The following is a 26,549-nucleotide window of genomic DNA, read 5'->3' on the forward strand; positions in this document are numbered from 1 at the left end:
ATGGCCACGCAACGGCCCAGTTTCCCGGTTCGCCTGACACCCACCGCTTCGGCAGCCACGCGCGGGCGCATGCCCGCCGTGCCGGTCAAGCCCATGGTGCCGTCCACGCCCTCGATGGCTTCCGACGCCGTGCGCGCGCGCATGGTGCAGAAGCTTGCGGCGCAGGGCATTTCCGATCCGCGCGTGCTGCGCGCGATGAGCGCTGTCGAGCGCCATCGCTTCGTCGACAGCGCGCTGGTCAACCAGGCCTACGAAGACACGAGCCTGCCGATCGGCCTGGGGCAAACCATTTCCAAGCCGAGCGTCGTGGCCCGCATGATCGAACTGCTGCTCGCAGCGCCCGCGCTGGCCGGCAAGCCGCAGGAGCGCCTGGGGCGCGTGCTCGAGATCGGCACCGGCTGCGGCTACCAGGCCGCGGTGCTGAACCATGTGGCGACCGAGGTCTACAGCATCGAGCGCCTGCGCGGCCTGCACGAGCGCGCGCGGGCCAATCTGCGGCACTTCCGGCTCGCCACGGTGCACCTGATGCTGGGCGACGGAATGATCGGCTACGCCAAGGGCGCGCCCTACGCCGGCATCATCGCGGCCGCTGGCGGCGAAGCCGTTCCGCAGGCCTGGATCGAACAACTCGCGGTCGGCGGGCGCATCGTTGCGCCGACCCATTCGGCCAAGGGTGGACAGGCCCTTGTCGTCATCGATAAAACTGCCCGTGGGCTGGAGCGGCTCATTCTTGAGGCGGTTCACTTTGTCCCCCTAAAATCGGGCATCGCTTGAAGGAATAACAAATGCAGGGTTTTGGCAATCGGAGTTTGTTCGCGGGCATCACGTTGGCCGTTGTGCTCGTGATCGCGGGCTGCTCCGCACCGCGCGGGCCGGCGCCCGTCGAGGACCGCGGCACCATGACGCGGGCGCCCGGTGCCACGCCAGGTGGTTCTCCTCTCACGGTCGATGCCAACGGCAAGCCGCTTGCGGGCATCGAGAACTACGGCAAGCCCGGCTACTACGCCGTGCGCCCCGGCGACACGATCCGCCGCATCGGCAGCGAGACCGGACAACGCTGGCAGGACATCGCCCGCTGGAACAACCTGGACAACCCCGACCTGATCGAAGTGGGCCAGGTGCTGCGCGTGATTCCGCCGTCCGGTTCGGGCACCGCCGTTGCAACCGCTCCCGCAGCTTCGGGTTCGGAAGGCGCGGTCGCCAAGCCGGTGACGCCGCCTTCGGTGGTGGCGCCTGTTCCGGCGAGTGGCGCCAGCGCGCCGGTCAAGCCCGTGGCACCTGTCACGGCTTCTCCTGCAAGCCCCGGCAGCGGCAGCTCGGGTGACGAAGACCTCGGCTGGATCTGGCCCGCGAGCGGTTCGTTGATCGCCGGCTTCGACGAAGCCAAGAACAAGGGCTACGACATCAGCGGCAAGGCGGGAGACCCCGTGCTGGCCGCGGCCGACGGACGCGTGGTGTATGCCGGCGCAGGCCTGCGCGGCTACGGCAACCTGATCATCCTGAAGCACAACAACACCTACCTCACGGCGTATGCGCACAACCAGACGCTGCTCGTGAAGGAAGACCAGTCGGTTCAGAAGGGCCAGAAGATCGCCGAAATGGGCAACAGCGACGCCGATCGCGTGAAGCTGCATTTCGAGATCCGCCGCCAGGGCAAGCCCGTCGACCCGTCACGCTACCTGCCCGGCCGGTGATGCCATGGCTGCCTCCCGCCCCCGTCGCACGCTGCCCGTGCGCGGGCTGGCGGGCCGAGGCGGCCGGGCTTCTGGCGACAAGGACGCCTCGCCCGACGAGGCGCTCTTAGCCGACCCGCTGGCGCTCAACGCGGCGCTGCCACGCGGTGCCGTGACCGAGCAACTGATCGGCGGCGAAGGCGCAGACGCGCTGACCATCTACCTGCGCCAGGTCCGGCGCACCGAGCTGTTCACCCCCGACGAGGAATTCAAGACCGCCTGCGCCGCGCGGTCCGGCGATTTCGCGGCGCGGCAATCGATGATCGAGCACAACCTGCGGCTCGTGGTCAACATCGCCAAGGGGTACCTCGGACGCGGCGTGCCGCTGTCGGACCTCATCGAGGAGGGCAATCTCGGGCTGATGCATGCCATCACCAAGTTCGAGCCCGAGCGCGGTTTCCGTTTTTCCACGTATGCGACCTGGTGGATCCGCCAGTCGGTCGAACGCGCGGTCATGACGCAGGCGCGCGCGATTCGCCTGCCGGTGCACGTGGTGCGCGAACTGCAGCAGGTGCTGCGGGCCCGCCGCACGCTCGAAGGCGATGCGGAGTTTGTGGCGCGCCGGCCCGACGGCGTGCGCGTGGAAGACATCGCCGCGCTGCTCGGCCGCGACGTGCAGGCGGTGGCCGACCTGCTGGCCCTCTCCGAAGCGCCGCGTTCGCTCGATGCCGGCGATGCGCGCGGGGACGAAGGCTTCAAGCTGGCCGACACCGTGGCATCCGACGACGAGCAGGGCAATCCGAGCGGCGTGACGCAGGCGCACGAGGTGGAGCGCCTGCTCGACCAGTGGGTCCACGCGCTCGATGCCCGCGAGCGCGAGGTGCTGGAGGGCCGCTACGGCCTGCACGACCGCGAGCCTGAAACGCTCGAGGTGCTGAGCGTGCGCCTGGGCCTCACGCGCGAGCGCGTCAGGCAGATCCAGAACGAGGCGCTCGCCAAGATGCGCCGCCAACTGGCGCGCTCGGGCATCGGGCGGGACGCGCTGTTCTAGCAGGGCGAAAAAGCGGGGGCGGCCGCACTGAGACAATCGGGGGATGACGGAATCCATCGAAGAAAAGAAAGTCCCCACGAACCCCAGCGAAGAATGGCTGAACGTCGAGTCGCTCGACCTCGACGCGCAGGGCGTTTCCCACAAGGCCGACGGCATGGTCGTATTTATCGAAGGCGCATTGCCGTTCGAGGAAGTGCAGTTCAACGTCCATCGCCGCAAGAACAACTGGGAGCAGGGCACGGTCACCCACATCCGGCGCGAGTCGTCGCAGCGGGTGCGTCCCGGCTGCCCGCATTTCGGCCTGCACACCGGCGCCTGCGGCGGCTGCAAGATGCAGCACCTGGACGCGGCCGCGCAAGTGGCCGTGAAGCAGCGCGCCATGGAGGACAACCTGTGGCACCTGGGCAAGGTGCGCCCCGACAACGTGCTGCGCCCGCTCGAAGGGCCGGCATGGCACTACCGTTACCGCGCGCGCCTGTCGGTGCGCCACGTGGTCAAGAAGGGCACGGTGCTGATCGGCTTTCACGAGCGCAAGAGCCGCTACCTGGCCGACATGCAGGTGTGCCCGGTGCTGCCCAAACAAGTCAGCGACATGCTGATGCCGCTGCGCGCGCTGATCGGCTCCATGGACGCGCGCGAGACCTGCCCGCAGATCGAGCTCGCCTGCGGCGATGCGCCGGGCTCCACGGCGCTCGGCACCATCGCCCTGGTGCTGCGGCACCTGCAGCCCCTGTCAGGCGCCGATATCGACCGGCTGAAGGCGTTTGCCGCGCAGAACGAAGGCGTGCAGTGGTGGCTGCAGGCCAAGGGGCCGGAAACGGTGAAGCTGCTGGAAGAAGGCGGCACGCCGCTCGCGTACCGCCTGCCCGAATTCGGCGTGACGATGCCGTTCAAGCCGACCGATTTCACGCAGGTCAATCCGCACATCAACCGCGCGCTGGTGGGCAAGGCGCTCCGCCTGCTCGACGTGCAGTCCGACGAGCGGGTCATCGACTGGTTCTGCGGTCTGGGCAACTTCACCTTGCCGCTGGCGAGCCAGGCGCGCGAGGTGCTGGGCATCGAGGGCAGCGACACGCTGGTGGCGCGGGCGACCGACAACTTCAAGAAGAACCAGCCCGCAACGAGTGCGCGTCGAGCGCTTTCGGCGACGCAGTTCGTGGCACGCAATCTGTTCGAGATGACGCCGGCCATGCTGGTGGCCGATGGCAGCGCCGACAAGTGGCTGGTCGATCCGCCGCGCGAAGGCGCCTTCGCGCTGGCCAAGGCGATGGCCGACCTGCATCAGCAGCCTGAACTTCGCACCGACGGCTGGACGCCGCCCAAGCGCATCGTCTACGTGAGCTGCAACCCGTCGACGCTGGCGCGCGATGCGGGTCTGCTGGTGCATCAGGCGGGCTACCGGTGCACGTTCGCGGGCGTGGTCAACATGTTCCCGCACACGGCGCACGTCGAGTCGATTGCGGTTTTCGACCTGGAATGAAAAAGGGCCCCTCGGGGCCCTTTGTCATTGCGCGGTGTCGCTCGATCAGTCGCGTTCACCGCCGAAAATGCCCAAGAGGGCGAGCAAGCTCTGGAACACGTTGAACAGGTCCAGGTACAGGGCCAGCGTGGCGGTGATGTAGTTGGTTTCGCCGCCGTCCATGATCTGCTTCAGGTCATAGAGCATGTAGGCCGAGAAGATGCCGATGGCGGCCACCGAGATGACCAGCATGCCCGTGGTCGAGCCGACGAACACGTTGATGATCGCGCCGAACATCAGAACCAGTGCGCCGACGAACAGGAATTTGCCCATGCCCGACAGGTCGCGCTTGATGAAGGTGGCCAGCGTGGCCATCACCAGGAACACGCCCGCCGTGCCACCGAAGGCCGTCATGACGAGTTCGGAGCCGTTCTTGAAGCCGAGCACCATCGCGATCAGGCGCGAGAGCATGAGGCCCATGAAGAAGGTAAAGGCCAGCAGCACCGGCACGCCGGCGGCCGAGTTCTTGGTCTTCTCGATGGCGAACATGAAGCCGAATGCGCCGCCGAGGAAGACGATCAGGCCGAGTCCGCCGGTAAGCGAGCGCGTGAGGCCGGTGCTCACGCCGAGCCAGGCGCCCAGCACGGTAGGCACCATGCTCAGTGCCAGCAGCCAGTAGGTGTTGCGCAGGACGCGTTGGCGCTCCGCCTGCGGCAACGTCTGGCCGTAGCCAGTGGAAGTGTCGAGGGTGGTGACGCGGTCGTTCATGGCCGAAGCTCCTGTGGTTGCTGCTACGCAGTTGGGCGCATTCTAGGTGTCTGCAAGAGGCGGGCGTTCGAAAGACCGTATCGGGGTTGTTCTTAAGCGGCTGGAGCTTTTTGAGGCGGGCGGCCGTTATGCTGTCGGGTTTTTACGCAACCTGAGCTCACATGAAGACCAAATCATTCCTCGAACTCGCCGACGTCAAGGCCATCGCCGCAGCGGCTGAAGCCGAGGCCCTCAAGAACAACTGGGCCGTGACCATCGCCATCTCGGACGATGCCGGCAACCTGCTCTGGCTGCAGCGCCTGGACGGCGCCGCGGCGCTGTCGTCGCACATCGCTCCCGCCAAGGCGCACACGGCGGCCATGGGCCGGCGCGAGAGCAAGGTCTACGAGGACATCATCAACGGCGGCCGCACGGCGTTCCTGACGGCGCCCGCGGTGCAGGGCCTGCTCGAAGGCGGCGTGCCGATCGTGAAGGACGGCCAGGTCATCGGCGCGGTCGGCGTGAGCGGTGTGAAGTCGAACGAAGACGCACAGATTGCCAAGGCGGGCATCGCGGCGATCGGCCTCTGAGTCTTTCTCGCTTCACAAAGCAAAACGCCGACTTCGAGGTCGGCGTTTTCTTTGGAGCGTTCAGCGTGAAAAAAAGCTTGGCTAGTCGGCGAACCGTTGGCTAGCAAAAAACGACCCTTCGGAGATGAATCTCCTTGAGTCGCCCCACGATGAAACTTGCGCGGAGGGCGTGCTGAGCGACTTATTTGGTCAGGATCAGCTTGCCGAGTTTGGTGGCTTGGAGCCGGTAGAGCGAACCGTTGTGCATGATGCCCACGGTCTTGCTTCCCTTGAGAAGCTCCGTGCTTTCGACCATCGGCACCGGACGCGATGCCTGGATCGACGCATGACCGCCACCCGATTGGTCGAGCGAAGGATGGTTCAGAACAGTGAAGGCGTTCGGTGTGGCTGGCATTTGGAGTTCCGTGATCGAAGCGATGACTGAATGATAACGATTCTCAAATAGAAGTCAATCGCGAAGATTGATTTTTTTCACACGCTTCGAATCCAGATCACTTCGCGTCGGGTTCGGTGATGAAACCGATCTTGCGCACGCCGGCTTCCCGCGCTTCAGACATGGCCTTGGCCACGCGTTCATAGCGCACGGCCTTGTCGCCGCGGATGTGCAACTCGGGTTGCGGTTCCTTGGCGGCTTCGGCGGCGAGGCGGCTGGGCAATTCGCTGTCGTCGATCTTCGTTTCGTTCCAGTAGTAGCTTCCGTCGGCCGTGACGCTGAACAGGATGTTCTGCGGCTTGGGCTGCTCGGGCTCGCTGGTGGCGCGAGGAAGATCGATATTGACCGCGTGCTTCATCACCGGCACGGTGATGATGAAGATGATCAAAAGCACCAGCATGACGTCGACCAGCGGCGTCATGTTGATCTCGTTCATCACCTCATCGGGTTCGTCTTGTGTTCCGAAGGCCATGGTGCTCAGCCCTTCTTGAGCGGAACCACGATGGCATCGCCGCTACCGCTTTGCACGCGGGCGCCGGTGACGAAGTAGGCATGCAGGTCGTGTGCGAAGCTGTTGAGCTTGGTCAGTACGAACTTGTTGCCGCGAACCAGCGCGTTGTAGCCGAGCACGGCGGGAATCGCCACTGCCAGGCCGAGCGCCGTCATGATCAGCGCCTCGCCGATCGGGCCCGCCACCTTGTCGATGGTGGCCTGGCCGGCCGAGCCGATGCTCATCAGTGCGTGGTAGATGCCCCACACCGTGCCGAACAGGCCGATGAAAGGTGCCGTGGAGCCCACCGATGCCAGGATGGCAAGGCCGGTTTGAAGGCGAGCGGTGAACGCGTCGATGCCGTTGCGCAGAGCGCGCGTGATCCAGTCGCTCACGTCGAGCGCATCGTGCAGGTGAGCCTTGGTGTTGCGGTGGTGTGCCGCCGCTTCGCGGCCTTCGAGCGCCAGCGCGCGGAAGGGGTTGCTGTCGTCCTTGCCGAGCTTGTTCAGCGCGGTGGCGAAGTCTTCGCTGTGCCAGAAGTCCTGCGAGTGCTTGGCGAGGCGCTTGTACTTGATGACGTCGAGCGCCTTGACGACGATCACGATCCACGATGCGAGCGACATGCCGATCAATAGCACCGCGACGGCCTTGGTGACGAAATCGCCCTGATTCCAGACGTTCATCAAGCCGAATTGGGAGTCCATAAAGTGCCTTCTTGTTACTTGGGTTGATCAAAAATAATGGACGCCGGAAGCATGAAAAGCGTGTCTTCGTTGGCGTTTGGAAATTGCGAGACGGTGAGCGAAGACAGTGCGACTGCATCACGGGCCGCCTTGTCCAGCCGGTCGTAGCCGCTGGACTTCTGTATCTCGGTACGTTTCACGGTGCCGTTGCGGGTGAAATAGACCGCGATGACCACGGTGCCGTATTCGCCGAGCCGGTCGCTCAGGGCAGGCCGCCGAGGGGCTGGCTTGCGCAGCCACTGTGCTTGCGCGGCGGTGACTTCGACAACCTTGGGCGCAGCGGGCGGTGCAGGCGGCGGCGCCGGCGGCGCTGGGGGAGCGGGTTCGGGTGCCGGAGGCGCGGGCGGCGGCGGCGGTTCGGTAGTTCCGACCGGGGCCGCAGGCGCCGGCGTCGGCTTGGGCTCGCGAATGGCCTGCGGTCGCGGAGGAGGCGGCGCCTTGGTCACCTTGGGCGGTGGGGGCGGAGGCGGCGGCGGGTCCACCTTGGGTTTCGGTGGCTCGACGAACTGGCTCATGATTTCCACCGGAATCACCACTTCGGCGGCCCGCCGCAGCAGGCCGCTTTGCAACGCCCAGAGCGCAGCCGCGTGAAACAGGATGACGCCGCTCGCAATGACGACATTGCGCGAGAGGCCAAAAACCGAGGGGGGAGGGGCAAAGCGGTCAGACACGATCAACCATTCGAGTGCGGACACGGCAAAACGTGCCCCGATTGCAGCAAAACCGCTACGACGTTACTTGCGAAAAATCCACCAGACCGAGCCTGCAACCAAGATCAGGCTGCCGCCGAGTGCCGAGACGAGTTCCATGCCTTGCTTTCCGTGATGGAGCTGGCAAGCTGGATCGCCCTCGGACCCGATTCGCGGTTCAGCGCGGCGACCGGATGCGAAGCGCTGCACTGCGCGACGATATCGCGCGCACAACCTTCACATTGACCACACTGGGTGGCCACGCCAAGCTCGAATTGGACTTCGTCGAACGTCATGCCGGCTCGCACATGACGTGCGATTTCACGGTCGGAGACTCGGCGGCAGACGCAAACGATCATGGCGGTGAAAGCGGCAGTTGGCTGGCTGTTGGTTGCCCGATTATAAATAAGAATCCATCGCATTTGCAATAACTATGGTGTTACCGGACTTTTGCGACGGTTCCTTGGCAACTCGCTACACCTCCGCCCAGAGCCGCAAAAGATTGTGATAGTGGCCCGTGAGCGCGACCGTCTCTTCGCACTCCCCGAGCCGGCCGCGCAATTTCTGGATGCTCTGGTCCAGCTCGAACAGCATGCTGCGTTGCTGATCGTTGCGCACCATGCTCTGGAGCCAGAAGAACGAGCAAACACGCGCCCCGCGAGTCACCGGATGAACGCGATGCAGGCTGCTCGCCGGATAAAGAATGAGATCGCCAGCCGGCAGCTTGACCTCGTGCGATCCGTAGGTGTCGATCACCTCGAGTTCTCCCCCGTAGTAGTCCTCCGGATCGCACAGGAACAGCGTGCACGACAGGTCCGTGCGCAATTGCTGACCGCTTCCGGGCAGCGCACGAACCGCGCCGTCGACGTGAACCCCATAGTGCTCGCCGCCTTCATAGCGGTTGAAGAGCGGCGGAACGAACCGCGAGGGCAGCGCTGCCGAAAAGAAAAGCGAGTGACGCGCCAGCGCGGCCAGCACCGTGCTGGCGAGTTCGCGGCCGATGGGCGACGACTCCGGCAGTTGCTGGTTGCGCTTGACCTGCGCGCCCTGTTCGCCAACGGTCTCGCGGCCGTCGATCCAGCTGGTGGCATCCAGCGCCGCGCGCATTTCGCGCACTTGGGTCGAGCTCAGGACCTCGGGCACATGCAGCATCATTTTTCAGGCACTCCGCAATGAGAAAAGCCCCGGCGCAGGCCGGGGCTCGAGTTTCGCACCGTGCCGGGCGAACCCGGCAGGCAAGGATCAGAACGCGAAGTTCGCGGTGATCTTCGCCGAGCGGGGCGTACCCGGCGTGTAGCGGTAGCCGCTCTTGTTGATGGCGGCCGCGTACTGCTTGTCGAACAGGTTGGAGACGTTCAGCTGGATGTCGATGTTCTTGTTGATGCGGTAGGACGCCATCGCGTCGAACACCCAGTAGGAGTCGATGTACAGCGGCGTGCCCACGGCGCCGTCGGTGCCGCGGTGCAGCTTGCCGTTGTAGCGCGCGCCGCCGCCGATGGTCAGGCCGAGCGGGAACTGGTAGGTGGTCCAGGCCGTGAAGGCGTTCTTGGGGGTGTAGACCAGCACGTTGGTGCCGTCGGCGGTCACGTTGGGGCCGCTCTGGACCTTGGTGTCCATCGTCGTGAAGCCGGCCGTCACGCCCCAGCGCTCGGTGATGCTGCCCGCCACGCCCAATTCGATGCCCTGGACACGCTTCTTGCCGCTCTGGTAGTAAGCAGCGGTGTTGGTCGGGTCCTGCACGACTTCGTTGCTCACGTCCGTGCGATAGATCGCGCCGGTCAGCGACAGCTTGTCGTTCATCACGTCCCACTTCGTGCCGACTTCGAAGGTCTTGGCCTTCTGCGGCAGGAAGTCGGTGCGCGCGGCGCTGTTGCCCGAACCGGCGGCCGACAGCGAGAAGTTCGCGCCGCCCGGCGGCTGCGCCGAGGTGCCGTAGGCCGCGTAGATGCTGCCGTTCTTCGCGGGCTTGTAGACCACGCCGAGCTTGCCGGTGAACAGGTTGTCGGAGAGCTTGAGCGACGAGGGCACCAGCGTGCCGAGCGTCAGGCCCGGATTGGTCGTCGCGGTCGACAGCGTTGCGCCCTGGAACGACGTGCTGTAGTGGTCGAAGCGCAGGCCGCCGGTGATCTGCCATTGCTCGTTGAGCTTGACCGTGTCGAAGGCATAGAGGCCGACGGTGTTGGTCACGCCCTTGCTGTCGGCGCCGCTCTCGATGCGGCTGTAGCCGTTGACATAGGGATTGGGCGCATACAGGTTCGCGGCCGGCCAGGCGCCGTTCTGCACGACCCTGCCGTTGAATGTCGCGCCGGGGGCGAAGTAGCCCAGGTTGGTCTGTTCTTCGCGGATCAATTCAACGCCCGCGCTCAGCGAGTGGCTTACGCTGCCGGTGTCGAACTTGGCGGTCACGTTCGTCTGGTTGACGAAGATCGTGTTTTCCTGGTTCTTGTTGGTCGGCGAGTTGCGTGTGACCGACCAGGTGGATGGCAGGCCGGGAACCGGCGTATCGAGAAACGCCGTGCCGGTCGCCGGACGCGCACCGGTGGCCGTGAGGCCGCCGAGCATGAACGACGTCAGCATGTAGTCCTGCTTCGTCTTGGCGTAGCGTGTGGTGTTGCGCAGCGTGACGTCGGGCGTGAAGTCGTGCTCGACGCGCGCGGTGAACATGTCCGCCGTCACCTTGTTGAAGTCGTAGGCCGTGCCGTAGAAGTTCTTCGGATCGACCGGTGCGGCGTAGTTCAGGAAGCTGCGGCGGCGTGCGCCGAGTGCCGTCGGATCGGGGTTCGAGTAGCTGGGCAGGCCGATGGTCGGCACGCCGCCGTCGGGGACGTTGTCCTGGTCGACGTGCAGGTAGTCGAAGTAGAAGCGGGTGGGCGAATTCAGGCCGAGCGCGATCGACGGTGCGATGGCTGTGTGCTTGTTCTTGACGAAGTCGCGGCCCACAACGCCCGCGTCTTCCACCACGGCGTTCAGGCGGAATGCGGCGCCGATGCCGTCGGCACCGCTGAGCGACTTGTTCCAGTCGATGCTGCCGCGTTTGTAGTCGGCGCTGCCGAACCCGATCGAGCCGACGAAGCTGTCGTCCAGCTTCGGCTTCTTGGTGACCAGGTTGATGTAGCCGGTGGGCGAGGTGCGACCGACGTCGGTGCCCGACGGGCCCTTCACCACTTCGACCTGCTCGATGTTGAACACGTCGCGCGAGATCGAGCCGAGGTCGCGAATGCCGTCCACGAAGATGCTGCTGGAGCTGTCGAAACCGCGCATGAAGACGGCGTCGCCGGTGTTCGTGTTGCCGTTCTCGCCGAGGAAGAAGGTGCCCACGCCGGGCGTGTTGCGCAGCGCTTCTGTCAACGTCGTCGCGCCCTGTTCGCGGATGACCTGTTCTTTGATCACCTGGACGGTCTGCGGCGTGTTGAGCAGCGGCGCGGTGAACTTGGGGTTGGCCGAGGTGTCGGCTTTGTAGTCGGCTGCGGGGGTGTCCTGCACGCGAATTTCGGGCAGCGAGCCGCCGGCTTGGGCGAACGCGGCCGGGGCCGCAAAGGCCATCAGCGTCGCGGCGGCAGCGCCAGAGAGGTGTGGAACGGCGCGCGCGACGGCGTGTTTGCGGCTCTTGATGTAGGCCATGAAGTTATCTCCGAGAGAGGCGGCGAGCGGAAGGACTCGACTGGCGATGTCCGCACGCACGCTTTCAGCAGAGAAAACTGGGGGGACTGGCTGGGTGAGTCAATTTGCAAAGGATTGCAAATTGACGCAGATGATAATGTTTCTCAATACCTTTGACCTCACCAAAATGCTGGCTAAGCCGAAAGTACCTTTGCTTTGTTGCCGGAGCGCAACTGTCGACAACGCTGGCGGCGGCCGAGGTCAGTAGACGTCGCGGCGATAGCGGCCGGTTGCCGACAGCTCGCGCCAGGAAGCATCGCCGACGATCTGCCTCAAAGCGGCGTCCACGCCCGACGCCATGCCCTGCAGGCTCCCGCACACGTAGATGGCCGCGCTGTTTTCGAGCCAGGCGCGCAGCGGATCGGCCGATTGCAGCAGCCGATGCTGCACATAAACACGCTCGGATTGGTCACGCGAGAAGACCATGTCGAGCCGTTGCAGCACGCCGTTGGCCTGCCAGCCTTCGATCTCCTCGCGGCACAGGAAATCGTGGGCCGTCTGCCGCTCGCCGAACACCAGCCAGTTGTCATTCCGACCCGCCGCCGCGCGAGCGCGCAGATGGGCGCGCAGGCCCGCCAGCCCGGTGCCGTTGCCGATGAGGATCAGCGGCCGGCTCTCGTTGCCGTCGAGGCGGAAGGTGCGATGCGGCCGCAGGCGGAGGGCGACGGTGTCGCCGACCGTGAGCGTCGAGGTGAGCAGCCCCGACGCCGTGCCGAGCGTGCCATCAGGATGCTGCTCCTGTCGCACCAGCAACTGCAATTCGCCGTCGGTAGGCAGCGAAGCGATCGAGTAGTCGCGCGGCCGCGCCGGATCGCTTGCAACGGCGATCTGCACCAGATCGCCGGAGGCCCAGTGAGGCATTGCGCCTGATTGCGGCACCAGGCCGAGTTGGAAGACCGGAGCGCCTGCGCTGCCGGCGTTGAGCAGCTCACGCCTCGCGAGCCGCCATGGCGCGAATGCGCCAGCCGGATCTTCGTGGCCGACATCCGCGTCGCCCCACCGGGCCTGCCAGGCGGCCAGCGCAGCCGGATCGCTGTTGTCGACCTCGATGCATTCGAAGTCTCGCCTGGCGCCCGCCGCATGCAGCCACGCATCGAGCGCGCGGCCGAAGCCGCAAAAGTTCTTGTACTGCCGGTCGCCCAATGCCAGCACGCCATAGCGCAGCGAAGACAGGGTGACGGGCGAACCCATCACGCGCTCGGCGAACACGCTGGCACCGTCGGGTGCATCGCCCTCGCCGTACGTGCTCGCCACGAAGAGCGCGCGGCCTGCGGAACCCAGCGTGGCGGCGTCCAGGGCGTTGAGTTCCATCACGCGCACCGACTCACCTGCCGCGCGCAGTTGCCGCGCCGTCTGCCAGGCGATCGTCTCTGCCTGGCCGGTCTGGCTGGCGAAGAGGATGAGCGTGGGAGCTGCATCGCCGTCGGCTGAAAGCGCCGCCGCTTCTCGGGCAGCCGCGGTGCGCAGCCGTCGCTGTCGCGCATAGACGGCAAGGCACAGCGCCGTGTAGGCGGCTGCCGTGGCGCCCGCGCCCAGGGCGCGCAGCATCGCCTCGCTCATGCGCCGGCCTGCGCGAGCCAGGCGCGCGTGGCGCGCAGCTGTGGCGACGCGTCGCCGTGGCTGACGAACAGGGCCGCGACGTCGTGCCGCTCCGCGAAGGCCAGGCCCTCGTCCGGACCCAGCACGGTCAGCACTGTGGCCAGCGCATCGGCCTGCATGCACTGCGCATGCAGCACCGTGACGCTCGCCAGCGCGTGCGCGACCGGCTCGCCGGTGCGCGGGTCGATGGTGTGCGACCAGCGGCGCCCCTCATGCGCGCGGCGATGCCAGCGGTCGCCCGAGGTGGCGATGGCCATGTCGGCCAATGCAACACGCTGCATGGCCGCCGATTCGCCGTCGACAAGCACCTGCCACGGCTGGCCGTCAGGACGGCGCCCGATGCCCCGCAATTCCCCGCCGATTTCGAACAGCAGCTCGGTAAGGCCCAACTCACGCAGTGCCTCGACGCCGTGGTCGACAGCGAAGCCCTTGGCGATACCCGAGAGATCGAGCGTGACGCCGCCCGGTTGCAGCAGGGCGGCGTTTGCTTCATCGAACGCCAGTTGCTGCCAGCCGGCGAGCGCACGCGCCGCGGCGAGTGTTTCGGGCGAGGGCAGGCCGCTCTCGGCTGCGTCAGGCCCGAATCCCCAGCAGGCGACCAGCGGACCCACGGTCGGATCGATCGCGCCTGCGCTGGCGCGCGCCCAGTGAAAGGCGCAGGCCATCACTTCGGCGAATTCCTTGGGCAACACATGACGCGAGCCCGCGGGCGCGCGGTTGAACCGGCTGATGTCCGACGCCGGCTCCCAATGGCTCATCTGCGCGATCACGCGCGCAAGCGCCGCTTCGACCGTCTCTCGCACCTTTTCCAGCGCAAGCATCCGAGGGTTGTCCAAGCGCAGCGACCAGGTCGTGCCCATCGTCTGACCGCCCAGTTGCTGCAGGGTGGCGGGGTCCGCGCGGCGCGGGACGGCCGCGTTGGCGTAGCCGCCCGCGCGCCAGGTGCTGAAGGAAATTCCCAAGGGAGCGCGCGCTTGTCAGGGCATCACTTCAAGGGTGGCCGCGTAGCTCAGGCGGCGTTCCTTGGCTTGCGGCACGGTGGTCTTGGTGTCCTTGGTGTTCGCGTCGAGCCAGTACATGCCGGCGGTCGGCCAAGTCACGCTGAACTGGCCCTTGTCGTCGGTCTTGAGCTTGATCTCCTCGAGCTTGTCGCGGTACTGCGTGTTGCCGGCGGTGACCGTCACTTCGAGGTTCTTCGCGGGTTGGCCGTCGAGGTTCAGCGTGAAGCTGGCTTTCTCGCCCTTGACCAGATCGGTCGGGCTGCCGGCCACGATCAGTTCCAGCCCCTGGCCGATCGGCTTGAGTGCCGATGGCTTGCCGACCGTCACGAAGGTCTCGATGCGGCCGGACGACTGGGTGATGGTGACGTCCTGCGCGTCGGCCGGGATTTCCTTGCCGATCGTCTCGGCCGTGCCGCGTGCGCGCTTGTTCTGGCCCGTGGCCTTGTCCTTCCAGCTCGCGAAGGCGCCCGCGTTGATCACGGCGATGCGGTACGTGCCCGGCTGTGCCACGCTCACGTCGAACACGTTGCGCAGCTTGAGCTTGGCTTCGCTCTCGGGCTTGACGGTGCTGCCGTCGGGCGCGGTGATCTGCAGGCCATCGAGCCGCAGCGGCGCATGGTTCGCGACGAACAGGTCGTTCGACACGGCGGCATCGATGCTCACGGTGTCGGCCTTCGAGAAGACGGTGGAGGAGGGCAGCAGCCAGGCGTTGTGCGCCATCGAAACGGAAGCGATGGCCGACAGGGCGATGGCGAGGCCGGTGGCGCGCAGGGTGGAACGGGTCATGGGAAGTCCTTGAGGGATGAAGCTTGCAGAGAAGGGGGGCCGTCGTCGATCAGGGCTTGAGTTCGAGCTTGATCTCGCCGAGCTCTTCCTTGCCGGCCGCGGTCGGCTGCGCTGCCGCGGTCGGTGGCCACTGGAACGGAATGCTCACGACCTCGCGGCCGCCGACTTCACGGGCCGCTTCGACCACCAGCTTGTAGGCGCCCGGCGCGAGCTTGGGCATCGGCGCTGTGCCTTCGTTGAAGCTCAACTGGTGCTTGCCGGCGGGCTTGGTGGCGCCGGTCACGCCATCGACAGGCACCGCGAGTTCGCGGCCGCCGCGGCGCCACCACTGGCGCATGTCCTTGAGCCACTTCGTGCCTTCGCCTTCGGGGTTGTTCGTCTTGGTGCGCACGTCGTACCAGACGGCCAGCGTGCCCGCGACCGTGTTGTCGGCGCGCTCGATCCACGTCGCCACGTAGGGGCGGTGGTACTCCGACGCGTTCAGCCGCGGGATCTCGATGTTGACGGCCAGGCTCGCCGCGAAGGCCGGGGTTGCGAGCAACGCCGACATGGCGATCGGCGCGAGTGAATAGCGAACGTGCACGTGAAACCTCTTTTTCCTGAATCAATCGGTCAATCAATGAATGAACAGCAGCGCGAGCAGCACCGGCACGACCAGCCCCATGCCCACCATCGGCCAGGTGAACGGTCGGTTGCCCGCGTGCATCTTGAGAATGAACAGCCCGGTGATCGAGAAGACCAGCGCGGCGCCCGCGAAGATGTCGATGAACCAGCTCCAGGCGGCGCCGGTGTTGCGCCCCTTGTGCAGGTCGTTGAGGTAGGAGAGCCAGCCGCGGTCGGTGCGCTCGTATTCGATTTCGCCGTCGGCCAGACTCAGGCGCAGCCAGGCGTCGCCGCCGGGGCGGGGGAGCGAGAGATAGATTTCATCGTCCGACCACTCGGCCTCGCGGCCGGCGGTGCCGACGTCCCAGTTCTTCTGGACCCAGCCTTGCAGTTCGGAGGGCAGGGGCGCCTTGCCTTTTTGCGCCTTGGCAGCGGGCAATTGTTGTTCGAGCCGGGCGCGCAACGGCTCATCGATCGTGCCGTTCAACTTCGTGATCGCCGGCTTGGCTTCGATCTGCCCTGCGTGGTTGAGGGTGAAACCCGTGACGCTGAACAGGATCATGCCGATGAGGCAGATCGCGGAGCTCACCCAATGCCATTCGTGCAGGGTCTTGAGCCAGTAGGAACGGCGGCGGTTGTCGGGGCGGGTGGCAGTCATCGAAGGCGCGGATTCTATCCGCGCAGATGAGAATGACTGCTATTTGGAGGCCGTTAAGTTACGTAAAGCAATAAAAAACGGGACCGAAGTCCCGTTGATTGATGTCGAAAGACTGCGCTTATTCGAGTTCGCCCATTTGCGATTGCAGGTAGTTCTGCAGGCCGACGCGGTCGATCAGGTCGATCTGGGTTTCCAGGAAGTCGATGTGCTCTTCCGTGTCGTCCAGGATTTCCTGCAGCAGGTCGCGCGAGACATAGTCGCGCACCGATTCGCAATGCGCGATGCCGTCCTTGATGGTGGCTTGCGCGCCGGTTTCGGCGCCGAGGTCGCAACGCAGCAGTTCGGGCACGTCTTCGCCGATGTTCAGCTTGCCCAGGTCCTGCAGATTGGGCAGGCCGTCGAGCATGAAGATGCGGTCCATCAGCTTGTCGGCGTGCTTCATTTCGCCGATCGATTCCTCGTATTCCTTCTTGGCCAGCTTGTCCAGACCCCAGTGCTTGAGCATGCGGTAGTGCAGGAAATACTGGTTGATCGCGGTGAGCTCGTTCTTGAGCTGCGCCTGCAGATGTTCGATGACCTTGGGGTCGCCCTTCATGGTTTTTTCCTTGTTCTGAAAGCGTGATTGTCAGAGGGGCGGATGCGTGCGTGCAAGCAATCCCATGCTGCGCCGGTCTGCATGCGTGTGATGGTGATACACGTTCGTATTGGGGTGCGAAAAAACCCGTCGCGACCTGATCGCAAACATAGCAAGCTCCAATACTTTTAATAGCTCATGACTATTGATAATATGAGATTGGTAGCTATACTCATGGTTCGCCTTTTTCATCAGCCACCTAGGAATCACCAATGTCCCTGATCAACACCCAAGTCCAACCCTTCAAGACCCAGGCCTACCTCAACGGCAAGTTCATCGATGTGTCCGACGAGACGCTCAAGGGCAAGTGGTCCGTGCTGATCTTCATGCCGGCGGCCTTTACCTTCAATTGCCCGACCGAAGTCGAAGACGCGGCCGACAACTACCCCGAGTTCCAGAAGCTGGGTGCCGAGGTCTACATCGTGACCACCGACACGCACTTCTCGCACAAAGTCTGGCACGACACGTCGCCGGCCGTCGGCAAGGCTAAATTCCCGCTGGTGGGCGACCCGACCCACACGCTGACCAACGCTTTCGGCGTGCACATCCCCGAAGAAGGCTTGGCCCTGCGCGGCACCTTCGTGATCAACCCCGAGGGCATCATCAAGACGGCCGAAGTGCACTCCAACGAAATCGCCCGCGACGTGAAGGAGACTCTCCGCAAGCTCAAGGCAGCCGTCTACACCGCCGCCCACCCGAACGAAGTCTGCCCGGCCAAGTGGAACGAAGGCGACAAGACCATCGCCCCCTCGTTCGACCTCGTCGGCAAGATCTAAGCGCTCCCGTGCGAAAGCCCGGGCGCTCACGAGGCCCCGGGCTTTTTTGTTCCCAGTTGATAGTTTTCAGTTATCGAAAGTGAGTCCGTCATGCTCGACGCCAGCACCAAAGCCCAATTGAAGAGTTACCTCGAACGCGCCACGCAACCGATCGAAATCGTTGCCTCGCTCGACGACAGCAAGGCCTCGGGCGAGATGTTGTCGCTGCTGAAGGACGTCGCGGAGTCCTCGCCGCTGGTCAAGCTGACCGAAAGCCGCGACGACAGCCACCGCAAGCCCTCGTTCTCGGTCAACCGCCCGAGCGAGAACCACGGCCCGCGTTTCGCCGGCCTGCCGATGGGCCATGAATTCACCTCGCTGATCCTTGCGCTGCTGCAGATCGGCGGCTACCCGCCCAAGGTCGAGCAAGCCGTGCTCGACCAGATCAAGGCGCTCGATGGCGACTTCGAGTTCGAGATCTATGTCTCGCTCACTTGCCACAACTGCCCCGACGTCGTCCAGGCGCTGAACCTGATGGCGATTCAGAACCCGCGCATCCGCACCACGATGATCGAAGGCGGCACCTTCCAGGATGAAGTGAAGGAACGCCAGATCATGGCCGTTCCGACCGTCTTCCTGAACGGCACCGAGTTCGGCCAGGGCCGCATGAGCCTGGAAGAAATCCTCGCCAAGATCGATACCAGCGGCGTCGAACGCGAAGCGAAAAAGATCGCCGCCAAGGACCCGTTCGACGTGCTGATCGTCGGCGGCGGCCCGGCCGGCGCGGCAGCTGCCGTGTACGCCGCGCGCAAGGGCATACGCACCGGCGTGGCCTCGGAGCGCTTCGGTGGCCAGGTGCTCGACACGCTGGGCATCGAGAACTTCATCTCGATCAAGGAAACCGAAGGCCCGAAGTTCGCCCATGCGCTCGAGGAGCACGTGCGCGACTACGACGTCGACATCATGAATCTGCAGCGTGCCAAGGCGCTTGTTCCGAATGCAGGGCCGGGCAACGACCTGATCGAGGTGCAGCTCGAAAGCGGCGCCTCGCTCAAGAGCAAGTCGATCATCATCTCGACCGGCGCGCGCTGGCGCAACATCAACGTGCCCGGCGAGCACGAGTTCAAGAACAAGGGCGTGGCCTACTGCCCGCACTGCGACGGCCCGCTCTTCAAGGGCAAGCGCGTCGCGGTCATCGGTGGCGGCAACTCGGGCGTCGAAGCGGCGATCGACCTGGCCGGCATCGTGGGCCACGTCACGCTGATCGAGTTCGACACGGCGCTGCGCGCCGACGCCGTGTTGCAACGCAAGCTGCACAGCCTGAAGAATGTCGACGTGTTCACCAACGCGCAGACCACCGAGATCACCGGCGACCAGAAGGTCAACGGCCTGGTCTACAAGGACCGCGCGTCGGGCGAGCAGAAGAAAGTCGAGCTCGAAGGCGTGTTCATCCAGATCGGCCTCGTGCCCAACACCGATTGGCTCAAGGGCGTGGTCGAGCTCACGAAGCACGGCGAGATCGTCGTCGATGCCCGTGGCCAGACCTCGGTGCCCGGCGTGTTCGCTGCGGGCGACGTGACGACCGTGCCGTTCAAGCAGATCATCATCGCGGCCGGCGACGGCGCGAAGGCGGCGCTCGGTGCGTTCGACCACCTGATCCGCACTTCGGCGCCGGCTGCTGCATGACCCTGGCCGGTCAATGCAGTTCGGGCTTGGGCGCCCAGCGCTGAACGAGAAGGGCCACCCGATCCGGGTGGCCCTTTTTTTGGGCTCAGTAAGTCAGCCGCTCCGGCCGCAGCTCCTGCAGGATGGTGGTGGCGATTTCCTCGATCGATTTCGTGGTGGTCGAGAGCCAGCGGATGCCGGCGCGCCGCATCATCGCCTCGGCCTCGCTCACCTCGTGGCGGCAGTTCTCCAGGCTCGCGTAGCGCGAATCGGGCCGGCGCTCGTTGCGGATCTCGCTCAGGCGCTCGGGCTGGATCGTGAGGCCGAAGATCTTCTTGCGATGCGGCATCAGCGCCGGCGGCAACTGGCGGCGGTCGAAGTCCTCGGGGATCAGCGGGTAGTTGGCCGCCTTCAGGCCGTGCTGCATCGCCAGGTAGAGCGAGGTGGGCGTCTTGCCGCTGCGGCTCACGCCCACCAGGATCACGTCGGCGCCCTGCAGGTCGCGGTTGCTCTGGCCGTCGTCGTGCGCCAGGCTGAAGTCGATGGCCGCGATGCGGGCGTTGTATTCCTTGCTCTTGCTCACATCGCTGAAGCGGCCGATGCGGTGGTTGGACTTCACCGCCAGTTCGATTTCCAGCGGCCGCACGAAAGTGCCGAACATGTCCAGCAGCATGCCCTTGCAGCCGGTCTCGATCACTTCCAGCACGTCCATGTTGGCCAGCGTGGTGAAGACGATGGGCCGCACGCCCTCGAGTTCGGCCGTGTGGTTGATCTGCCGCACCGCCTGGTGCGCCTTGTCCACCGTGTCGGTGAAGGGCAGGCGCACGTGGCGCGGCTTCATCTCGAACTGGGCCAGCACGGCGTTGCCGAAAGTCTCGGCGGTGATGCCGGTGCCGTCGGAAATGAAGAAAACAGTGCGTGTATGCATGGTGTTGCTCTTGCGGCCTTGTCCTGCGGCGCGGGCAACCTTGCCACGCCTACAATCCGGTCCATTATCGGGAATCCGCTTTCCCAGCCCCCATTCTTTCCATGCACGCCGCCCCCGCACCCAAAGCAACGACAACGATCGTGCCGCGCCGCCTGCATGCAGCACCGGTTTCAACTTCTGGAGCTTTCCCATGTCTGCACTTTTCGACGCGACCGCCCTGGTCGTACCGTTTGAAAACCTGAGAATGACCGACGTCGAGGCGGTTGGCGGCAAGAACGCCAGCCTCGGCGAAATGATCTCGCAGCTGCCCCAGGGCGTGCGGGTGCCCACCGGTTTCGCGACCACGGCCCACGCCTTCCGCCAGTTCCTGGCCCACGACGGCCTGGCCGACAAGATCAGCAAGCGCCTCGCCGCGCTCGACACCGAAGACGTGCGCGCGCTGGCTACAGCCGGCGCCGAGATCCGCGCCATGGTCGAATCGCAGCCCTTTCCGGCCGACCTGCAGAAAGCCATCGGCGAGGCCTTTGCCACGTTGAGCGCCGGCAACCCGGAGGCCTCGTTCGCCGTGCGTTCCTCGGCCACCGCCGAAGACCTGCCCGACGCCTCGTTCGCGGGCCAGCAGGAAACCTTCCTGAACGTGGTCGGCATCGACGACGTGCTGCACAAGATGAAGGAGGTGTTCGCCTCCCTCTACAACGACCGCGCCATCAGCTACCGCGTGCACAAGGGCTTCGAACACGACGTGGTCGCGCTATCGGCCGGCGTGCAGCGCATGGTTCGCTCCGACCTGGGCGCCGCGGGCGTCATGTTCACCATCGACACCGAATCGGGCTTCGACCAGGTGGTGTTCATCACCTCGAGCTACGGCCTGGGCGAGACGGTGGTGCAGGGCGCCGTGAACCCCGACGAGTTCTACGTGCACAAACCCACGCTGCGCGCCGGCAAGAAGGCCGTCATTCGCCGCAACCTCGGCTCCAAACTGATCCAGATGGAGTTCGCGACGCCCGAAGAGAAAAAGGCGAGCGGCAAGCTGGTGAAGACCACCGACGTGAAAGCCGAGCAGCGCAACCGCTATTCGCTGAGCGACGCCGACGTCGAGCAACTGGCCAAGTACGCGCTGGTCATCGAAGAGCACTACGGCCGCCCGATGGACATCGAGTGGGGCAAGGACGGCACCGACGGCCTCCTTTACATCCTGCAGGCGCGTCCCGAAACGGTGAAGAGCCAGCAGCAGGGCAAGGCCGAGCAGCGCTACAAGCTCTTGGGCAAGGGCGCCGTGCTCGCCGAAGGCCGTGCCATCGGCCAGAAGATCGGCACCGGCCCCGTGCGCCTGGTGCACAACATCAGCGAAATGGACAAGGTGCAGGCCGGTGACGTGCTCGTCACCGACATGACCGATCCGAACTGGGAACCGGTGATGAAGCGCGCCGCCGCCATCGTCACCAACCGCGGCGGGCGCACCTGCCACGCGGCCATCATCGCGCGCGAGCTGGGCATTCCGGCCGTCGTGGGCTGCGGCGACGCGACCGACCTGCTCAAGGACGGCACGCTGGTCACGGTGAGCTGCGCCGAGGGCGACACCGGCTTCATCTACGACGGCCTGCTCGAGACCGAAGTGACCGAAGTGCAGCGCGGCGTGATGCCCGAGATCGACATCAAGCTGATGATGAACGTGGGCAACCCGCAGCTGGCCTTCGACTTCGCGCAGTTGCCGAACCACGGCGTGGGCCTGGCGCGGCTGGAGTTCATCATCAACAACAACATCGGCGTGCACCCGAAGGCGATCCTCGACTATCCGAACGTCGACAACGACCTGAAGAAGGCCGTCGAGTCGGTGGCCCGCGGCCATGCGTCGCCGCGTGCGTTCTATGTCGACAAGGTGGCCGAAGGCATCGCGACCATCGCCGCGGCCTTCTGGCCCAAGCAGGTGATCGTGCGCCTGTCGGACTTCAAGTCGAACGAGTACCGCAAGCTGATCGGCGGCAGCCGCTACGAGCCGGAAGAAGAGAACCCGATGCTGGGCTTCCGCGGCGCGGCGCGCTACCTGAGCGCGGATTTCGGCGAAGCCTTCGCGATGGAGTGCGAGGCGCTCAAGCGCGTGCGCAACGACATGGGCCTCACCAACGTGCAGATCATGGTGCCCTTCGTGCGCACCCTGGGCCAGGCCGAGCGCGTGACCACATTGCTGGGCGAGCATGGCCTCAAGCGCGGCGAGAACGAGCTCAAGCTGATCATGATGTGCGAGGTGCCGAGCAACGCGATCCTGCCGGAAGAGTTCCTGAAGTTCTTCGACGGCTTCTCGATCGGCTCGAACGACCTGACCCAGCTCACGCTGGGCCTGGACCGCGACTCGGGCCTCGAGCTGCTGGCCGCCGACTTCGACGAGCGCGACCCGGCCATCAAGGCGCTGCTGAGCCGCGTCATCAAGGCGTGCAAGGCCGAAGGCAAGTACGTGGGCATCTGCGGCCAGGGCCCCAGCGACCATCCGGACTTCGCGCTCTGGCTGGCGGAAGAGGGGATCGAGTCGATCTCGCTGAACCCCGACAGCGTGATCGACACCTGGCAGCAGCTCGCCAAGCGCTGAAGCCCCGCGCGCAGGATTGCGGAAATCCCCATGGGGGGATTCCCGCGACCTGTAGGTGTTCTGGAAACAAATTGCGTATTTGATGCCAGACTTGCAAGACTCACGGGCGCATCCCGGAAGGGAAGACCACCATGATTCTTGTGAAGACGCCAACGGGCCAGCAGGCCCTCAAAGACCGCTCGGTCCCGCTGACGCCGCGCCAGCGCTCGGCGTTCATCCTGTTCGATGGCAAGCGCTCGGTCGACGAGGTGCTGGCCAACGGCATGGGCATCGTCCGGGAGGACATCGACCACATGGTCGCGCTGGGACTGTTGGAGCCGGCTGCGGGCAGTGCGGCTGCGCCGGCACCGGTCGCCGCACCTGCGGAGGTTCCCAAACCGGCTGCACCGGCCGCGCCGGCCGCACCCGCGGCCGGTTCTTCGGGCCGCAGCAGGCAGCAGCGCTACAAGGACGCCTACCCCATCGCGACCCAACTCACCGGCAGCCTGGGCCTGATGGGGTTCCGGCTCAATCTGCAGGTCGAGGGCACGACGAGCTACGAAGACCTGCTGGCACTCGCGCCCAAGATCCGCGCCGCGGTCGGCGCCGAGAAGGCGGCCGCCCTGGACAAGGCCCTCAACGACTGAGGTGCCTTGCCGGATCGGCGATTCCAAGGCTATAATCGCCGGCTTTGCCTTGCCACACTGCGCCCGACGCTGCAGGTGGCTTTTCCTCTTCCTCGGAAGAATCCACAAGGAGTGCCATGCGTCACTACGAAATCATTTTGCTGATCCACCCGGATCAGAGCGAGCAAGTTCCGGCCATGCTGGAGCGCTACAAGGGCCTGATCACGGCCGGCGGTGGCAAGGTCCATCGCGTTGAAGACTGGGGCCGCCGCCAGCTGGCTTACCAGATCAACAAGCTCAACAAGGCGCACTACCTGTGCGTCAACATCGAAGCCGAGCAAACCGTGATGGGCGAACTGGAACACGCGTTCAAGTTCAACGATGCCGTGCTGCGTCACCTCACCGTCCAGAAGAAGAAGGCCGACACCGGTCCTTCGTCGATGATGAAGACGGTCGAGCGCGAAGAAGCCCGCAAGGCCCAGCAGGCCGAATACGCCGCCAACAACAACTGATGGCGTGACTGCTGCCGCTGCGGCAACCGGAGTCAATCAGCTGTTGCTGACCGCCTCGGTTGCCGAACTCGGAGCCTTGCGATACACGCCCGCCGGCCTGCCCGCCATCGACCTCAGACTCGAACACGAGTCCACGCTCGATGAAGCAGGCAAACCCCGGCAGGTGAAGACGGCCCTCAAGGCCGTTGCTTTCGGCGCCATCGCCGAACGGCTCGCAAGACAGTCGATGGGAAGTCTCTGGCGTTTTCAGGGTTTTCTCGCGACACCGGGCAACGGCAAGCATCCGGTCCTGCACATCCAGGATTTTCAGCAAGATTAATTTTCGACAAGAGGTCCCCAAATGGCCACGTTCAAGAAATTCAACAAAGACAAGCGCCCGAAGCGCAACACCCAGTCGCTGCTGTTCAAGCGCAAGCGCTTCTGCCGTTTCACCGTCGCTGGCGTCGAGGAAATCGACTACAAGGACATCGACACGCTGCGTGACTTCATCAGCGAAAACGGCAAGATCATTCCCGCACGCCTGACCGGCACGCGCGCGATCTACCAGCGCCAGCTCAACACCGCCATCAAGCGCGCCCGCTTCCTGGCCATGGTCCCGTACAGCGACCAACACCGCGTCTAAGGAGCCGACACCATGCAAGTCATTCTTCTGGACAAGGTCGTCAACCTCGGCACCCTGGGCGAAATCGTCAAGGTCAAGGACGGTTACGCACGCAACTTCCTGATTCCGTCGGGCCGCGCCCGCCGCGCCACCGCTGCCAACAAGGCCGAATTCGAAGCCAAGCGCGTCGAACTCGAAAAGGCTGCGGCCACCAAGCTGGCTGAAATGCAAGCCCAAGGCGAAAAGCTCGGCGGCACGACCGTCAAGCTCACGCAAAAGGCCGGCGTCGACGGCCGCCTGTTCGGCTCGGTCACCAACGGCGACATCGCCGAAGAGCTGGGCAAGCAAGGCTACAAGGTTGCCAAGTCGCAAGTGCGCCTGCCCAACGGCCCGATCAAGGTCGTCGGCGACAGCACCGTGAGCGTTGCGCTGCACACCGACGTGGTCGTCGAGATCACCGTGACGGTCTACGGCGAAACCGCCTGATCGTTCGCGGCGCCTCGTGCGCTGCCCGCAAAAGCCGCCTTCGGGCGGCTTTTCTTTTGGGGTCTCCGTGCGCTGGAGTTGTCCAGCGCGTTGCACTGGAAGATCACCGTTTATCAACAACCTTGTCCACAAGCGCAGCGCCGTGCGCGGCTTAGCATGCAGGGTTGCAAGGGAAGTCCATGTCCGCCGTTTTCTCCTACTCCGACGGTAATTCGTCGGCCGACCGCCAGATCGCCCAACTGCGCATTCCGCCGCACTCCATCGAGGCCGAATCGAGCGTGCTCGGCGGCCTGCTGCTCGACAACGGCGCCTGGGACCGCATGGGCGACCTGCTGGTCGACGACGACTTCTACCGTCACGAGCACAAGCTGATCTACGCCGCCATCGGCGGACTGATCAATGCCAGCAAGGCGGCCGACGTCATCACCGTCTTCGAGCGGTTGCAGAGCCTGGGCAAGGCCGACGATATCGGCGGACTGGTCTACCTGAACTCGCTCGCGCAGTACGTGCCCAGCGCGAGCAACATCCGGCGCTATGCGGAGATCGTGCGCGAGCGCTCGATCCTGCGAAAGCTCGTCTCGGCCAGCGACGAGATCGCGACCAACGCCTTCAACCCGCAGGGCAAGCCGGTCGACAAGATCCTGGACGAGGCCGAGCAGAAGATCTTCAACATCGGCGAAGAAGGCTCGCGGATGAAGCAGGGCTTCCAGAGCATGGACGCCCTGGTGGTCGAGCTGCTCGACCGCGTGACCGAGATGGCCGAGAACCCGAACGACATCACGGGCGTGCGCACCGGCTTTCACGACTTCGACAAGATGACCTCGGGCCTGCAGCCGGGCGACATGATCGTGCTGGCCGCGCGTCCCTCGATGGGCAAGACCTCGCTGGCGATCAACATCGCCGAGCACGTGGCGCTCAACGAAGGACTGCCTGTTGCCGTGTTCTCGATGGAAATGGGCGCGTCCCAACTGGCGGTGCGTATCGTCGGCTCGATCGGCCGTATCGACCAGGGACACCTGCGCACCGGCAAGCTCAGCGACGAAGAGTGGCCGCGCCTGACCGAAGCCATCGAGAAGCTGCGCACCGTGTCGCTGCACATCGACGAGACGCCGGGCCTCTCGACCAGCGAGTTGCGCGCCAATGCGCGCCGGCTCGCGCGCCAGTACGGGCGCCTGGGCCTGATCGTGGTCGACTACCTGCAGCTCATGTCCACCAGCACGAGCGGCGACGAGAACCGCGCCACGGCCGTGGGCGAAATCTCGCGCGGCCTGAAGATGCTCGCCAAGGAACTCAAGTGCCCGGTGATCGCGCTCTCGCAGCTCAGCCGCGGCGTGGAAAGCCGCACCGACAAGCGCCCCATGATGAGCGACTTGCGCGAATCGGGCGCCATCGAGCAGGACGCGGACATCATCATGTTCATCTACCGCGACGACTACTACGACAAGAACAGCAAGGAGCCGGGCGTGGCGGAGGTGATCATCAGCAAGCACCGCAACGGGCCGACGGGCACCATCAAGCTGGCCTTCCTGAAACCGATCACCAAGTTCGAGAACCTGGAAGGCTACAGCCACAGCGACCAGTACTGACGCCAACGCAG

General features: G+C 65.0%; 29 protein-coding genes. 14 read left to right on the forward strand and 15 right to left on the reverse strand.

Annotated features, from left to right (window positions below):
- Genes JC881_RS21260 through rlmD form a run of 4 tightly spaced genes read left to right on the forward strand, consistent with a single transcriptional unit; the run spans nucleotide 1 to nucleotide 4,204 of the window.
- Entirely contained in the window at nucleotides 1–774 is a 774-nt protein-coding gene (locus JC881_RS21260; RefSeq protein WP_198787675.1) for a protein-L-isoaspartate(D-aspartate) O-methyltransferase, read from the forward strand.
- An 11-nt stretch (nucleotides 775–785) separates the two neighbouring features.
- Nucleotides 786–1,694 carry a peptidoglycan DD-metalloendopeptidase family protein gene (locus tag JC881_RS21265; protein ID WP_198787676.1) on the forward strand — a complete coding sequence of 303 codons (909 nt, stop codon included), beginning with the start codon at nucleotides 786–788 and terminating at the stop codon, nucleotides 1,692–1,694.
- A gap of 4 nt (nucleotides 1,695–1,698) precedes the next feature.
- On the forward strand, nucleotides 1,699–2,724 hold the full coding sequence (locus tag JC881_RS21270; RefSeq protein ID WP_198787677.1) for a sigma-70 family RNA polymerase sigma factor: 1,026 nt from the start codon (nucleotides 1,699–1,701) through the stop codon (nucleotides 2,722–2,724).
- A 43-nt stretch (nucleotides 2,725–2,767) separates the two neighbouring features.
- A complete protein-coding gene (rlmD, locus tag JC881_RS21275) occupies nucleotides 2,768–4,204 on the forward strand; it encodes a 23S rRNA (uracil(1939)-C(5))-methyltransferase RlmD (protein WP_198787678.1) in 1,437 nt (478 codons plus the stop codon).
- Between the two features lie 45 nt (nucleotides 4,205–4,249).
- Here rlmD and JC881_RS21280 read toward each other — a convergent pair whose 3' ends face one another.
- On the reverse strand, nucleotides 4,250–4,951 hold the full coding sequence (locus tag JC881_RS21280) for a Bax inhibitor-1/YccA family protein (protein ID WP_198787679.1): 702 nt from the start codon (nucleotides 4,949–4,951) through the stop codon (nucleotides 4,250–4,252).
- Between the two features lie 161 nt (nucleotides 4,952–5,112).
- Here JC881_RS21280 and JC881_RS21285 point away from each other — a divergent pair, with 161 nt between their 5' ends.
- Nucleotides 5,113–5,520, forward strand: a complete 408-nt coding sequence (locus tag JC881_RS21285; protein WP_013540499.1) for a GlcG/HbpS family heme-binding protein — start codon at nucleotides 5,113–5,115, stop codon at nucleotides 5,518–5,520.
- Nucleotides 5,521–5,701: 181 nt separating this feature from the next.
- On the opposite strand, the gene hemP is transcribed toward JC881_RS21285, so the two are convergent.
- The 13 genes from hemP to bfr all read right to left on the reverse strand — a co-directional run bounded on the left by hemP (nucleotide 5,702) and on the right by bfr (nucleotide 16,777).
- Nucleotides 5,702–5,914 carry a hemin uptake protein HemP gene (gene hemP / locus JC881_RS21290; RefSeq protein ID WP_013540500.1) on the reverse strand — a complete coding sequence of 71 codons (213 nt, stop codon included), beginning with the start codon at nucleotides 5,912–5,914 and terminating at the stop codon, nucleotides 5,702–5,704.
- A 97-nt stretch (nucleotides 5,915–6,011) separates the two neighbouring features.
- Complete coding sequence (locus tag JC881_RS21295; RefSeq protein ID WP_198787680.1) at nucleotides 6,012–6,425, reverse strand: ExbD/TolR family protein; 414 nt, start codon at nucleotides 6,423–6,425, stop codon at nucleotides 6,012–6,014.
- 5 nt (nucleotides 6,426–6,430) lie between these two features.
- Nucleotides 6,431–7,147: a MotA/TolQ/ExbB proton channel family protein gene (locus tag JC881_RS21300; protein ID WP_042578501.1), complete on the reverse strand. Its 717-nt coding sequence runs from the start codon at nucleotides 7,145–7,147 to the stop codon at nucleotides 6,431–6,433.
- A gap of 14 nt (nucleotides 7,148–7,161) precedes the next feature.
- On the reverse strand, nucleotides 7,162–7,881 hold the full coding sequence (locus JC881_RS32620; RefSeq protein ID WP_198787681.1) for a TonB family protein: 720 nt from the start codon (nucleotides 7,879–7,881) through the stop codon (nucleotides 7,162–7,164).
- Nucleotides 7,882–7,961: 80 nt separating this feature from the next.
- Nucleotides 7,962–8,234 (reverse strand): (2Fe-2S)-binding protein, encoded by a 273-nt coding sequence (locus tag JC881_RS21310; protein ID WP_093434223.1) that lies wholly within the window; start codon nucleotides 8,232–8,234, stop codon nucleotides 7,962–7,964.
- Nucleotides 8,235–8,349: 115 nt separating this feature from the next.
- Nucleotides 8,350–9,030: a Fe2+-dependent dioxygenase gene (locus JC881_RS21315; protein ID WP_198787682.1), complete on the reverse strand. Its 681-nt coding sequence runs from the start codon at nucleotides 9,028–9,030 to the stop codon at nucleotides 8,350–8,352.
- Nucleotides 9,031–9,117: 87 nt separating this feature from the next.
- On the reverse strand, nucleotides 9,118–11,496 hold the full coding sequence (locus JC881_RS21320) for a catecholate siderophore receptor Fiu (protein ID WP_198787683.1): 2,379 nt from the start codon (nucleotides 11,494–11,496) through the stop codon (nucleotides 9,118–9,120).
- A 240-nt stretch (nucleotides 11,497–11,736) separates the two neighbouring features.
- Nucleotides 11,737–13,095 carry a sulfite reductase subunit alpha gene (locus tag JC881_RS21325; protein WP_198787684.1) on the reverse strand — a complete coding sequence of 453 codons (1,359 nt, stop codon included), beginning with the start codon at nucleotides 13,093–13,095 and terminating at the stop codon, nucleotides 11,737–11,739.
- Nucleotides 13,092–14,096 (reverse strand): FAD:protein FMN transferase, encoded by a 1,005-nt coding sequence (locus JC881_RS21330; RefSeq protein WP_198787685.1) that lies wholly within the window; start codon nucleotides 14,094–14,096, stop codon nucleotides 13,092–13,094. The genes JC881_RS21325 and JC881_RS21330 overlap by 4 nt, the downstream gene beginning before the upstream one ends.
- Nucleotides 14,097–14,111: 15 nt before the next feature.
- Entirely contained in the window at nucleotides 14,112–14,921 is an 810-nt protein-coding gene (locus JC881_RS21335) for a DUF4198 domain-containing protein (protein ID WP_198787686.1), read from the reverse strand.
- A 49-nt stretch (nucleotides 14,922–14,970) separates the two neighbouring features.
- The gene (locus JC881_RS21340; protein ID WP_198787732.1) at nucleotides 14,971–15,471 is read right to left on the reverse strand and encodes a DUF2271 domain-containing protein; all 501 of its coding nucleotides are present in this window, start codon (nucleotides 15,469–15,471) and stop codon (nucleotides 14,971–14,973) included.
- Between the two features lie 66 nt (nucleotides 15,472–15,537).
- Nucleotides 15,538–16,182 (reverse strand): PepSY-associated TM helix domain-containing protein, encoded by a 645-nt coding sequence (locus JC881_RS21345; RefSeq protein WP_198787687.1) that lies wholly within the window; start codon nucleotides 16,180–16,182, stop codon nucleotides 15,538–15,540.
- Between the two features lie 118 nt (nucleotides 16,183–16,300).
- Nucleotides 16,301–16,777, reverse strand: a complete 477-nt coding sequence (gene bfr / locus JC881_RS21350; RefSeq protein WP_056583098.1) for a bacterioferritin — start codon at nucleotides 16,775–16,777, stop codon at nucleotides 16,301–16,303.
- 251 nt (nucleotides 16,778–17,028) lie between these two features.
- On the opposite strand from bfr, the gene ahpC reads away from it, so the two are divergent.
- Nucleotides 17,029–17,592: an alkyl hydroperoxide reductase subunit C gene (gene ahpC, locus JC881_RS21355; protein ID WP_007830764.1), complete on the forward strand. Its 564-nt coding sequence runs from the start codon at nucleotides 17,029–17,031 to the stop codon at nucleotides 17,590–17,592.
- A gap of 90 nt (nucleotides 17,593–17,682) precedes the next feature.
- Nucleotides 17,683–19,257 (forward strand): alkyl hydroperoxide reductase subunit F, encoded by a 1,575-nt coding sequence (gene ahpF, locus JC881_RS21360; protein ID WP_198787688.1) that lies wholly within the window; start codon nucleotides 17,683–17,685, stop codon nucleotides 19,255–19,257.
- 85 nt (nucleotides 19,258–19,342) lie between these two features.
- Here ahpF and ppsR read toward each other — a convergent pair whose 3' ends face one another.
- Nucleotides 19,343–20,164, reverse strand: coding sequence for a posphoenolpyruvate synthetase regulatory kinase/phosphorylase PpsR (gene ppsR / locus JC881_RS21365; RefSeq protein ID WP_042579541.1), 822 nt, complete (start codon nucleotides 20,162–20,164; stop codon nucleotides 19,343–19,345).
- A gap of 190 nt (nucleotides 20,165–20,354) precedes the next feature.
- Between ppsR and ppsA the strand changes: the two genes are divergently transcribed.
- The 7 genes from ppsA to dnaB all read left to right on the forward strand — a co-directional run bounded on the left by ppsA (nucleotide 20,355) and on the right by dnaB (nucleotide 26,538).
- Nucleotides 20,355–22,748 (forward strand): phosphoenolpyruvate synthase, encoded by a 2,394-nt coding sequence (ppsA, locus tag JC881_RS21370; protein ID WP_198787689.1) that lies wholly within the window; start codon nucleotides 20,355–20,357, stop codon nucleotides 22,746–22,748.
- A 131-nt stretch (nucleotides 22,749–22,879) separates the two neighbouring features.
- On the forward strand, nucleotides 22,880–23,374 hold the full coding sequence (locus tag JC881_RS21375; protein ID WP_198787690.1) for a hypothetical protein: 495 nt from the start codon (nucleotides 22,880–22,882) through the stop codon (nucleotides 23,372–23,374).
- Between the two features lie 116 nt (nucleotides 23,375–23,490).
- Entirely contained in the window at nucleotides 23,491–23,865 is a 375-nt protein-coding gene (gene rpsF, locus JC881_RS21380) for a 30S ribosomal protein S6 (protein ID WP_198787691.1), read from the forward strand.
- A gap of 4 nt (nucleotides 23,866–23,869) precedes the next feature.
- Complete coding sequence (priB, locus tag JC881_RS21385; RefSeq protein WP_042579539.1) at nucleotides 23,870–24,184, forward strand: primosomal replication protein N; 315 nt, start codon at nucleotides 23,870–23,872, stop codon at nucleotides 24,182–24,184.
- A gap of 21 nt (nucleotides 24,185–24,205) precedes the next feature.
- Nucleotides 24,206–24,487 carry a 30S ribosomal protein S18 gene (gene rpsR / locus JC881_RS21390; RefSeq protein WP_007830781.1) on the forward strand — a complete coding sequence of 94 codons (282 nt, stop codon included), beginning with the start codon at nucleotides 24,206–24,208 and terminating at the stop codon, nucleotides 24,485–24,487.
- A 12-nt stretch (nucleotides 24,488–24,499) separates the two neighbouring features.
- A complete protein-coding gene (gene rplI / locus JC881_RS21395) occupies nucleotides 24,500–24,952 on the forward strand; it encodes a 50S ribosomal protein L9 (RefSeq protein WP_198787692.1) in 453 nt (150 codons plus the stop codon).
- A 179-nt stretch (nucleotides 24,953–25,131) separates the two neighbouring features.
- Nucleotides 25,132–26,538 (forward strand): replicative DNA helicase, encoded by a 1,407-nt coding sequence (gene dnaB, locus JC881_RS21400; RefSeq protein ID WP_198787693.1) that lies wholly within the window; start codon nucleotides 25,132–25,134, stop codon nucleotides 26,536–26,538.
- Nucleotides 26,539–26,549: the final 11 nt, after the last annotated feature.

The sequence above is a fragment of the Variovorax sp. IB41 genome, assembly GCF_016405905.1.
Lineage (GTDB): Bacteria > Pseudomonadota > Gammaproteobacteria > Burkholderiales > Burkholderiaceae_C > Variovorax.

Coding starts and splice junctions, on each gene's coding strand:
- JC881_RS21340 (WP_198787732.1), bottom strand. CDS start 15,471: ATGTCGGCGTTGCTCGCAACCCCGGCCTTCGCGGCGAGCCTGGCCGTC.
- JC881_RS21265 (WP_198787676.1), top strand. CDS start 786: ATGCAGGGTTTTGGCAATCGGAGTTTGTTCGCGGGCATCACGTTGGCC.
- ppsA (WP_198787689.1), top strand. CDS start 20,355: ATGTCTGCACTTTTCGACGCGACCGCCCTGGTCGTACCGTTTGAAAAC.
- JC881_RS21375 (WP_198787690.1), top strand. CDS start 22,880: ATGATTCTTGTGAAGACGCCAACGGGCCAGCAGGCCCTCAAAGACCGC.
- JC881_RS21295 (WP_198787680.1), bottom strand. CDS start 6,425: ATGGCCTTCGGAACACAAGACGAACCCGATGAGGTGATGAACGAGATC.
- JC881_RS21335 (WP_198787686.1), bottom strand. CDS start 14,921: ATGACCCGTTCCACCCTGCGCGCCACCGGCCTCGCCATCGCCCTGTCG.
- rplI (WP_198787692.1), top strand. CDS start 24,500: ATGCAAGTCATTCTTCTGGACAAGGTCGTCAACCTCGGCACCCTGGGC.
- JC881_RS21270 (WP_198787677.1), top strand. CDS start 1,699: ATGGCTGCCTCCCGCCCCCGTCGCACGCTGCCCGTGCGCGGGCTGGCG.
- rlmD (WP_198787678.1), top strand. CDS start 2,768: ATGACGGAATCCATCGAAGAAAAGAAAGTCCCCACGAACCCCAGCGAA.
- bfr (WP_056583098.1), bottom strand. CDS start 16,777: ATGAAGGGCGACCCCAAGGTCATCGAACATCTGCAGGCGCAGCTCAAG.
- JC881_RS21325 (WP_198787684.1), bottom strand. CDS start 13,095: ATGAGCGAGGCGATGCTGCGCGCCCTGGGCGCGGGCGCCACGGCAGCC.
- hemP (WP_013540500.1), bottom strand. CDS start 5,914: ATGCCAGCCACACCGAACGCCTTCACTGTTCTGAACCATCCTTCGCTC.
- JC881_RS21285 (WP_013540499.1), top strand. CDS start 5,113: ATGAAGACCAAATCATTCCTCGAACTCGCCGACGTCAAGGCCATCGCC.
- rpsF (WP_198787691.1), top strand. CDS start 23,491: ATGCGTCACTACGAAATCATTTTGCTGATCCACCCGGATCAGAGCGAG.
- dnaB (WP_198787693.1), top strand. CDS start 25,132: ATGTCCGCCGTTTTCTCCTACTCCGACGGTAATTCGTCGGCCGACCGC.
- JC881_RS21345 (WP_198787687.1), bottom strand. CDS start 16,182: ATGACTGCCACCCGCCCCGACAACCGCCGCCGTTCCTACTGGCTCAAG.
- JC881_RS21300 (WP_042578501.1), bottom strand. CDS start 7,147: ATGGACTCCCAATTCGGCTTGATGAACGTCTGGAATCAGGGCGATTTC.
- JC881_RS21260 (WP_198787675.1), top strand. CDS start 1: ATGGCCACGCAACGGCCCAGTTTCCCGGTTCGCCTGACACCCACCGCT.
- JC881_RS21280 (WP_198787679.1), bottom strand. CDS start 4,951: ATGAACGACCGCGTCACCACCCTCGACACTTCCACTGGCTACGGCCAG.
- JC881_RS21315 (WP_198787682.1), bottom strand. CDS start 9,030: ATGATGCTGCATGTGCCCGAGGTCCTGAGCTCGACCCAAGTGCGCGAA.
- JC881_RS21310 (WP_093434223.1), bottom strand. CDS start 8,234: ATGATCGTTTGCGTCTGCCGCCGAGTCTCCGACCGTGAAATCGCACGT.
- ahpC (WP_007830764.1), top strand. CDS start 17,029: ATGTCCCTGATCAACACCCAAGTCCAACCCTTCAAGACCCAGGCCTAC.
- ahpF (WP_198787688.1), top strand. CDS start 17,683: ATGCTCGACGCCAGCACCAAAGCCCAATTGAAGAGTTACCTCGAACGC.
- rpsR (WP_007830781.1), top strand. CDS start 24,206: ATGGCCACGTTCAAGAAATTCAACAAAGACAAGCGCCCGAAGCGCAAC.
- JC881_RS21320 (WP_198787683.1), bottom strand. CDS start 11,496: ATGGCCTACATCAAGAGCCGCAAACACGCCGTCGCGCGCGCCGTTCCA.
- ppsR (WP_042579541.1), bottom strand. CDS start 20,164: ATGCATACACGCACTGTTTTCTTCATTTCCGACGGCACCGGCATCACC.